Source organism: Pseudorhodoplanes sp., from assembly GCF_050250235.1.
Classification (GTDB): Bacteria; Pseudomonadota; Alphaproteobacteria; order Rhizobiales; family Xanthobacteraceae; genus Pseudorhodoplanes.
In genome coordinates this window covers 67,021-75,472 of record NZ_JBFWPA010000023.1, presented here as the reverse complement: position 1 = coordinate 75,472, position 8,452 = coordinate 67,021, and the positions used below count along the sequence as shown (strand labels likewise).

General features: G+C 61.6%; 7 protein-coding genes and 1 tRNA gene. 3 read left to right on the top strand and 5 right to left on the bottom strand.

The features are described 5' to 3' along the window. Positions 1-62: 62 nt before the first annotated feature. Positions 63-154 (top strand) — tRNA-Glu (locus AB7F49_RS12950). Positions 155-551: 397 nt separating this feature from the next. Here AB7F49_RS12950 and AB7F49_RS12945 read toward each other — a convergent pair. Together AB7F49_RS12945 and AB7F49_RS12940 are read right to left on the bottom strand one after the other, a co-directional pair. After that, positions 552-1,157 carry an NIPSNAP family protein gene (locus AB7F49_RS12945; RefSeq protein WP_428522921.1) on the bottom strand — a complete coding sequence of 202 codons (606 nt, stop codon included), beginning with the start codon at positions 1,155-1,157 and terminating at the stop codon, positions 552-554. A 23-nt stretch (positions 1,158-1,180) separates the two neighbouring features. Beyond that, the gene (locus tag AB7F49_RS12940; RefSeq protein ID WP_428522919.1) at positions 1,181-1,885 is read right to left on the bottom strand and encodes an SDR family oxidoreductase; all 705 of its coding nucleotides are present in this window, start codon (positions 1,883-1,885) and stop codon (positions 1,181-1,183) included. A 292-nt stretch (positions 1,886-2,177) separates the two neighbouring features. Between AB7F49_RS12940 and AB7F49_RS12935 the strand changes: the two genes are divergently transcribed. Together AB7F49_RS12935 and AB7F49_RS12930 are read left to right on the top strand one after the other, a co-directional pair. Next, positions 2,178-3,359, top strand: a complete 1,182-nt coding sequence (locus AB7F49_RS12935; protein WP_428522917.1) for a hypothetical protein — start codon at positions 2,178-2,180, stop codon at positions 3,357-3,359. A 51-nt stretch (positions 3,360-3,410) separates the two neighbouring features. Further along, the gene (locus AB7F49_RS12930) at positions 3,411-5,189 is read left to right on the top strand and encodes a thiamine pyrophosphate-binding protein (RefSeq protein ID WP_428522915.1); all 1,779 of its coding nucleotides are present in this window, start codon (positions 3,411-3,413) and stop codon (positions 5,187-5,189) included. Between the two features lie 13 nt (positions 5,190-5,202). Here the strand turns inward: AB7F49_RS12930 and AB7F49_RS12925 are convergent, their stop codons facing one another. The 3 genes from AB7F49_RS12925 to AB7F49_RS12915 are packed head-to-tail and all read right to left on the bottom strand — an operon-like array spanning position 5,203 to position 8,437. Continuing rightward, on the bottom strand, positions 5,203-6,369 hold the full coding sequence (locus tag AB7F49_RS12925) for an acyl-CoA dehydrogenase family protein (protein ID WP_428522913.1): 1,167 nt from the start codon (positions 6,367-6,369) through the stop codon (positions 5,203-5,205). Beyond that, positions 6,360-7,286, bottom strand: coding sequence for a succinate--CoA ligase subunit alpha (locus tag AB7F49_RS12920; RefSeq protein ID WP_428522911.1), 927 nt, complete (start codon positions 7,284-7,286; stop codon positions 6,360-6,362). The genes AB7F49_RS12925 and AB7F49_RS12920 overlap by 10 nt, the downstream gene beginning before the upstream one ends. Beyond that, entirely contained in the window at positions 7,283-8,437 is a 1,155-nt protein-coding gene (locus AB7F49_RS12915; protein WP_428522909.1) for an ATP-grasp domain-containing protein, read from the bottom strand. The genes AB7F49_RS12920 and AB7F49_RS12915 overlap by 4 nt, the downstream gene beginning before the upstream one ends. Positions 8,438-8,452: the final 15 nt, after the last annotated feature.

Here is an 8,452-nt window from a genome sequence, read left to right as displayed (position 1 = left end):
TAAGCACCGGCGTACAAGGCCGAACAGCGACGGACGATTTACGTATAAGTAATTGATAACGTTGAATTGTGGCGAATGAGGGCGAACCGCCAAACCAAAAATTCCCAGCCCTCTCAAGGCTGAAACAGGGGTTCGATTCCCCTAGGGAGCGCCAGCAAGATCAGACACTGAGTTCCTGGTCGACGCCATCCGGCGGTCAGTTCGATTTCGGAGACAAACTCCGTAAGGTCAACCATTCGTACTGGTCGAGGCGTATTGTGCCGCTCCTGAGAAATCGCGCGCCGGCCTTTTCCTGACGAAGGCGCTGCAGCCGTCAGTTCCATGTTGATCCTGTTGGATACTGGCCACGAGAGCTGCCGGCCGATCTGCGCGCACCGGCCTCCGGTTCATCAACGCTGTATGTGTCGATCCAGACTCATGGCTCCGGAGCCAAAATTCAGGATCATAATGTTGGATCACGATGTGGGATCGCGACCGCCCCGTGGACTCCCCCGCTATCGTCCGGTGCGAGACAGGATTTCGTGTGCTCATTCGGGTATTGGTTGTCAGGCTCACTTCATCGGCGAATATGCCGTCGGCAGCAGAATTGTCGAATGCATCTCCGTGAGCAGCGTCGATCCAACCTTGAGGAAGGATTGCCAGTCGGGGTCCTGCATCACTTTGGCGCGCGCCGCGGCGCGATGGTCGAGGCCGTCATATACCCAGAGATGGAGCACGTCGTCGGTAGGACCGCAGAGATAACGCCACAGCCCTACGCGAGCGGAATGTCGTTCCCGGGCGGGCATCACAGCGACGAAATGCCTTAGCCACTCATCGATGTGTCCGGGCCGCACGCGATAGCGCCGCAATTCGTACACATGAGATGCTCCGCTTGGAGGCTGCAGAGGCAGCAGCGGCGAGAGCAGCGCATTGTCGGTCCCGGTGATCGCGTCATGCAACTCGGTATGCCTTTCGGCAAGGCCGGGTTCGATCGTGGAGACGGCCGCGCCTGGCAGGCTTCGCAACTCGACCAGCCTCCCAAGCGTGCCTATCTCGGTTGTCCATGCGCCTTCGAGCTTGTGGCTTCCGTGTTCGCTTGACGCATCGCCGGCCGCTGCGGCGACCACGCGGCCCATCGCGCTGGGCAGGCCAGCGATGGTCCTCAGTTCGAACAGCATGGCATCTCTCCGTTGGGCAGCCGTCAAGCGATCGAGCCGCCGCCGTCCAGGAACAACACGGATCCCGTAGCAAAGCCGTTTTCCATGAATCCGATGATTGGCAGTGCAATGTCGTCGGCAAGCCCGACGCGCTTCACCGGCAGCGCGTCGGCAAGCTGCTTTAGCAAGGCGCGGCGCGCGTCTTCCGCCATGGCAGCGCGGATCGGCGTATCGATCATGCCGGGAGAAACCGCGTTGACGCGTACGGGGGCAAGTTCGATGGCCAGCGCCTTTACGAGAGATTCCAGCGCTCCGTTGGCGGCGCCCACAATCGCCGAGCCTGCTCGTGGCCGCACGCTGAGAAAGCCGGAGACGATGGTAAGGGACCCGCCGGCATTGATGGTCGAGAAGCGCGCGACCCGCCATGCTCCCCAGAACTTGCTTTCCATTGTGGCCTTGGCATCGGCGATAGCGAGCGTCTTGATTGGGCCGGTGCGGAGCACGGCGGCGGTCACGACCACATGATCAACCGGGCCGGTCTCGCGAAACAGGTTCTCGACAGCCTCGTCGCTGGTGACATCGGCTGCGACGGCCTTGATTCCCAGAGCTTTCGCCGCGCTCTCGAGCCGCTGGCCCGGTCGCGACGCGATCACGACATCGGCGCCATTCTTCTTCGCCATGGCGGCAGTGGCGTAGCCGATCCCGGAGGACCCGCCGACCACCACGACTTTCTTGTTGTTGATCGACATAGCGCGTCTCCAAAAGCGATCCGGTAAGTGGCGTCGTCTGCGGTTCTCTCGCGTCTCTCCGGCGGTCGAAATGCGCACTGCGCGGCCCGCGGCGCCATTGTTGCGGCATCGCGCGCAACGGCAACCGATATTTTGGAGGGTGGCTCGAGAGAATTCATCATGGGTTCAGTGGCCGACGCTGCGCTGCAACACTGGATATGAGAAATCCTCAACGCAACGGCGTCGAAATGTCGTTTGCGTGCCCGGAAGGTGACTCGTAGGTTCCGGGTGATATGAGAGGAGCCGGCAGACCATGTTCGTTGCGACGAAGGACAAGCCGCTTGCAACCACGATAACCGGCTCTCTGCCTCGCCCACATTGGTTCACCGAGAACCTGCATGGACGGCCGTTTCTGACCGCCTTCAACGGGGACGCGGTTTATCGCGAGCAATACAACGACGCGACGGCGGTCGCTATCGGCGACCAGACGCGGGCCGGGCTCGACATCGTGAGCGATGGCGAGATGCGTTTCGACCTCGATATCGGCGGCCGGTCGTGGATGGGCTACGCCTTCGATCGCATGGAGGGGCTTGCTGCGCGCCAGCGGAACGCAGCTCGCGTCGTCGGCTCGCACCGGCGGGGCTTTGCTGAACGCGCGGCAACCGCGGGCGATATCATGAGCGAGTTTGTCACGACAGTGTTGCCGCCGCAGGTTGTCGGGCCGATCAGCGCCGGAAATCTTCAATACGACGCGATCTGGAAGGTCGCGCAGCGGTTGTCGAGCAAGCCGGTCAAGATGGGAAGCTGCTGCGGGCAGATGCTGGATCGACAGTCGCTGCCCGGCTTTTACAAGGACCGGCGCGAACAAGTTTTCGCGTTTTCCAAGGCGCTGAACGAGGAATACCACCGCCTCGCAGATGCCGGATGTCCCTTGATCCAGATTGAAGAACCCTGCCTACACGGAAGTCAGGGCGTTGAAGGCGAGGTGCCGTTCGATACCTATGTCGAAGCCTTCAATGTCGAGACGTCGGGGTTGCGAGACAAGATGGAGGTCTGGTGTCATACCTGCTGGGGCAATCCGTTTGCGCAGCGCCTCGGAGTGCGGCAATCCTACAAGTTTGCCGCACCCTATATTGCAAAGCTGGACGTTGACGTAGTGACCATTGAAGCGGTGGAGAATGACGGCGAGGAGATTGCGTTGGTCGCCGGCGTGCTTGATCCGAAGACCAAGCTCTGCATTGGCGTCGTCAGCCACCGCAGTCTGCAGGTCGAGATGCCCGAAGAGGTTGCCGCGCTGATCCGCAAGGCGTTGAAAAGCGTGCCCGCGGAGCGGTTGCTGGTCAGCTCCGATTGCGGCTTCGGCCGTCAGGGCATGAGCCGCACCCACGCCTTGTACAAGATGATCGCGATCGTGCGCGGCACCAATATCGTTCGGCGCGAACTCGGCCTGCCCGAAGCCGACATTCCGGCGAACGACAGCCGTTATATTCCGTAGGCCGGACGCGCGGGTCCGACGGCCTTCAATAACGGGAGAAGGATCGCTACTTTGGCAAAACTCAAAGGCTCGGAAATCATCCTCGATCATTTGATCGGCGAAGGCGTTCCGTATCTTTTCGGTCTGTGCGGGCACGGCGATATCGGCCTTATGGATGCAGCCTATGACCGGCAGAACCAGATCCGGATGATCTCGGTCCACAATGAGCAGATCGCCGGCTTCATGGCTGATGCCTATTTTCGCGTGAGCCGACGGCCGGTCGCGACCTTCACATCCTGCGGCCCTGGCTCAGTGAATATCCAGATGCCGATCGCGTCAGCCTATTCGGATTCCTCGGCAATCTTTGCGATCACGGGCAACATTCCGACCCAGCAGTTCAATCGCGGGCCGTTCCAGGAACTGGGCGCGCATTATCAGGCGGATTTTCCGTCGGCGATGAAGCCCTATGTCAAACGCAGCTACCAAGCGACGCGTGTCGACATGCTGCCCGACATGATGCGTCACGCCTATTCGACGATGCTGGCCGGCCGGCCGGGCCCGGTCAATCTGGATGTGCCATTTAATATATTCCTCGAAGAGGCGGAGGTGACGGCGCCCGATCCGAAAGCGTGGCATACCTCCCTGCCGGTTCGCGCACAAGGTGATCCCGCCGCCATCGAGGCCGCACTCGATCTGCTGTTTTCCGCGAAGCGTCCGCTGATCCTGGCAGGGCAGGGAAGTCTCGCCTCCACGAACCATTCGGACCTTCGTGACCTTGCGGTCTTGCTTGGCGTGCCGGTGGCGACCACCCCGCAGGGCAAGGGCGCGTTCGATGAGACTGACGACCATGCGCTTGGGCCGACCGGGCGTGACGGTGTCTATCCGGCGAACCGCGCCTCGCGCGAATGTGACGTGCTCCTTGCGCTCGGCACCCGTTTCGGTGATCGCGGAGCGAGCGGCTGGGTCGACGGCGCGACCCACAGCATTCCGCCGACCAAGCTGATTCATGTGGATATCGAAGCCACCCAGATCGGCAAGAACTATCCGACCGCGATCGGGATCGTCGGCGATGTGGCCTTGGTAGTTCGCCAACTGATGGCGGCGGCTAAGGCGCGCGGCCTGTCGGCAATTTCGCCTAGCTGGCTCGCTCGCACAGCGGATTGGAAGCGTGTCTGGCGGAGCGACCTTCAGCGCGACGTGAATTCGGAGGATATACCGTGTCACCCGGACCGCGTAATGGCCGATCTGCGAAAGGTCATACCGGGTAATGCGATCATGCTGTCCGATATCGGCGCGCATCACAGCTGGATGGTGCAGCAGTGGAGCGTGACGCCACCTGCACAACTGCTTCAGTCCGGCGGATTTGCGTGCATGGGTTTCGGAGTGGGCGGCGCGCTGGGTGCGCAGCTTGCGGCCCCCGAGCGGCCGGTGGTCGCGGTGGTTGGCGACGGCGGCTTCCTCATGCATGCGAGCGCGGTCGCGACCGCGGTCGAATACGATTTGCCGGTGGTCTGGATCGTCTGGAACAATTGCGGGTATGTCTCGATCCGCGACATGCAGAACGCGTTCTTTGGGCGCGAGATTGCCACTCGCTTCCGGCGCGCGCGGACTGGAGAGTTGCACAGCACGGATTTTGCGATGTTGGCGCGATCGATGGGTGCTGTCGGGATGCGAGTTGAGCGCGCGCAGGACTTTTCAGCTATGGTTGAAGAAGCGGTGGCGAGCCGAAAACCGACAGTGATCGACCTTCCGGTCAAATCTGACATCGTTCGGCGTACAAGCGGCTCCTGGGATCTGGTTCCGCTTGCCGGCAAGCCACCCAATTACGATCCAGATCCGGTTCGGCGGTGAGCCGTCTGGCGCGTCAGAACGCGCCGAGGCTCAAGATACCGTCATTATTGTCGACGCCAGCGATGACTCGCTTGCCGACAAGCTCGCGCAATGTCTCCGTCGTACCCCCGCCCAACGTCCCGTAGCGCGCGCCGCGATAAAATCGAGAGACCGGATATTCGTCGGTAAAGCCATAGCCGCCATGTACCTGCAAGGCCTCGTAGGTCACACGGATCGCCATTTCGTTGCAATACATCTTGGCGACCGCGGCAAGATAGGGATCGGGGAACGGATCGGCGGTCATGCAGGCGCGATAGAGGATGCTGCGGCCAACCTCTATGTCCTTGTACATGTCCGCGAGCTTCCAGCGCATCCCCTGGAACTCGCCGATCGGCCGACCGAAAGCGTGGCGATTGCGTGCATAACGCACCGCTTCCTCGAATGCGCCTTCGGCCATGCCAAGGGAGATTGAAGGGTTGAGACATCGCTGCGTATTGAAGGCAGAAAGGAGCTTGGTGAAGCCGTCCTCGCGCAGCACGAGATTCTCTAGCGGCAATTCGCAATCTTCGAATCGTACTTCGTGCAGATACTCGCCGCCCATGGTATGAAATCGGCCGGTGACCGACAGCCCAGGCGTACCGCGTTCGATAAGCACGCAACCGATGCCCTTGCGGCCGGGCTCCCTGTTGACGCGCGTGAAAACCACGAACATGCCTGCCTCGTCAGCGCGGCTGATCAGTGTCTTCACTCCGTTCAGTCGAACGCAGTTGCCGACAATATCTGCATTGGTTCGGTAATTGGCGACATCAGTGCCCGCATCCGGCTCGGTCATGCAGATCGCAAGAATGCAATCGCCGCTGCAGACTGCGGGGAGAATGCGCTTCTTGATATGCTCGGGCGCATAAGTCGCGATGATCCTGGTCTGCGCACCGACCTCCCCCAGCACGGCCATCGCTGTGACATAGCAGCCCTTGGCGATCTCCTCGAGCACCAGCGCGGTATCGAGCACCGGCAGGCCAAGCCCGCCATATTCCTCGGGCACCGCCATGCCGAGCACGCCGAGTTCCGCAAGCTGCTTCATGTTTTCCCAGGGGAACGTGCCATCCATGTATTTGAGCGCGCGGGCCTTGAATTCTCCCTGCGTAAGATCGCGGATGGTGTGCACGAGCCGGTGCTGTTCTTCCGACAAATTCAGCCGCACGCCCGATCTCCCGTTGCCGTGTTGAAGTCGCCTGCAATCGCTTCAACCAAGTGTTGAATCCTGGTGAAAACCCTGGCGCCGGCGGCGGTGAGCGCCCTGGTCTTGGAATCGATGGTGCCGATGCCGCGTTGGATGAGCGCACCGGCATGTCCCATGGTCACGCCTTCACGGGCAGAGCGGCCGGCGATCAGCGCGTAGACGGGCTTGTGGCATCCCAATGTCACGATCGCGTCGGCAAGTTCTTCTTCTTCCGAACCGCCGATCTCGCCGATCACGAGAATTGCATGCGTCTGCGGGTCGACGGCCATGTATGGCAGCACGTCAGCAAATCGCGTTCCTTTCACCGGATCGCCGCCGACGCCGACCCACAGGCTCTGTCCGAGCCCCCAACCTGCCAGCCGGTGGCAGATTTCGTAAGATAGCGTTCCGCTCTTCGCCATCACGCCGATGGGCCCGGGCGCCAGTGCGACATCCGGCAAGAAGCCAAGTTTCAACCGGCCGGGGATGGCCAGACCAGGCGTCGAGGCCCCAATCCAGCGCGCGCCGGCGTGGCGAACGAGGTCGAGCGCTCTCACGGCGTCATGGACCGGGACACCCTCGGCGACCGTCACGACGAGCCGGATGCCGGCGCCGACCGCCTCCTCTATCGCTTGCAGCACCGCCAGCGGAGGCACCATCGCGACGCTGACGCTCGCGCCTGTTTCACCCACAGCCTGTGCGCAATTCCTGAAAATCGGAATGCCGGCAACGCCGGCCACGTCGCTTTCCGGGGAGACGCCAGCGACAACGTTCGTGCCATAGCGTCGCATGTGTTGCGAGTGCGTGCGGCCGGTGCGCCCGGTCATGCCCTGGATCAGCACAGGCGCGAGTGGATCGACGAATTCCGCCGCAATCGGCGAATGCTGCGATGCACTCATGCGCGAGCCCTCGCCAGGGACGCGATCGCAAGGTCAATGGCTTTGTCGAGGTCGGGCTCGATCCTCAATTCCGAGCCCGAAGCCGCGAGTACCGCGACCGCCTCGTCATAGCCATTGCCGATCAGCCGGGCGGTGACGGGTGCCTTGAGTTCTGGTACCGCCGCCGTTGCCGCCAACAACAGGCGCGAGACTTCGCCGAGATGCGTGATGCCCGCGAAGAAATTGATCAGCACCGAACGCACATTGCGGCCTTTGGCAATCCAGCTCAGCACCTGGATCAGGCGCGTCGGATCGCCGCGAAACTGGCCGGTGCGGATATCGCAGAAATTAAACGCGCTGTATCCACGCGCCGCCAGTTCGTCGATCAATTGCATGCTGAGGCCGGCACCGGTCGTCACGAGGCCGATCTCTCCATCCGGGTCGAGTTCGATGAAGTCGAAGCCGTTGTCGAGCTTGAGCGCGATTTCCGGATAATGGTTCCGCCGGTGCCGGATCAGATCGAGGATGCGGGGCTGGCGGACAAGCGCATTGTCGTCAATGACGAGCTTCACGTCGCCTGCAACCCAGGACCCGTCCGCTCGCACGAATATCGGATTAACCTCGATCAGAGTCGCTTCGAGCTCAAAAAGGCAGGAAATCAGCGCGGGCGCCGCGTTCCGGATCGCGCTTTGGGCAGGCTCGGGCAATTGCTTCGCTAGATCGGCGGCAGCAGCTGAAGCCGCCGCGTGCGTGAAGGCGGAATTTGCGGAGTGCAAGGTTCCGCAGCCGGCGCTCGCCTCTATGTCGATGCCTCCTTCCGCCGACATCAGGCAATTGAGGCGACCGCGCGAAGCATCAAGCGAAAAGCTAAGATAGCATTCGATACCGTCAATCAGCTCTTCCACGCGGCAGAGTCGAACATTGTGACCCTTGATCGTAAGGTTCCGAAACTCAGTAAGAGTCTGGGCCAGCTCTTCCGCCGTTCCTACTCGCCGGACGCCGCCAGCCTTGCCGCGTCCGCCGGTCGGTACCTGCGCCTTGACGATTTGAGGGAATGTGAAGGGCGCATCATTCGCCATGTCAAACATGTCGGAGATCACCAGCCTTCCGACCGGGACCGCAATTCCGGAACCCGCAAGCAACTCCTTCGCGTCGTGTTCAAGCAGCATCATCGGGCGCAGTCGTTT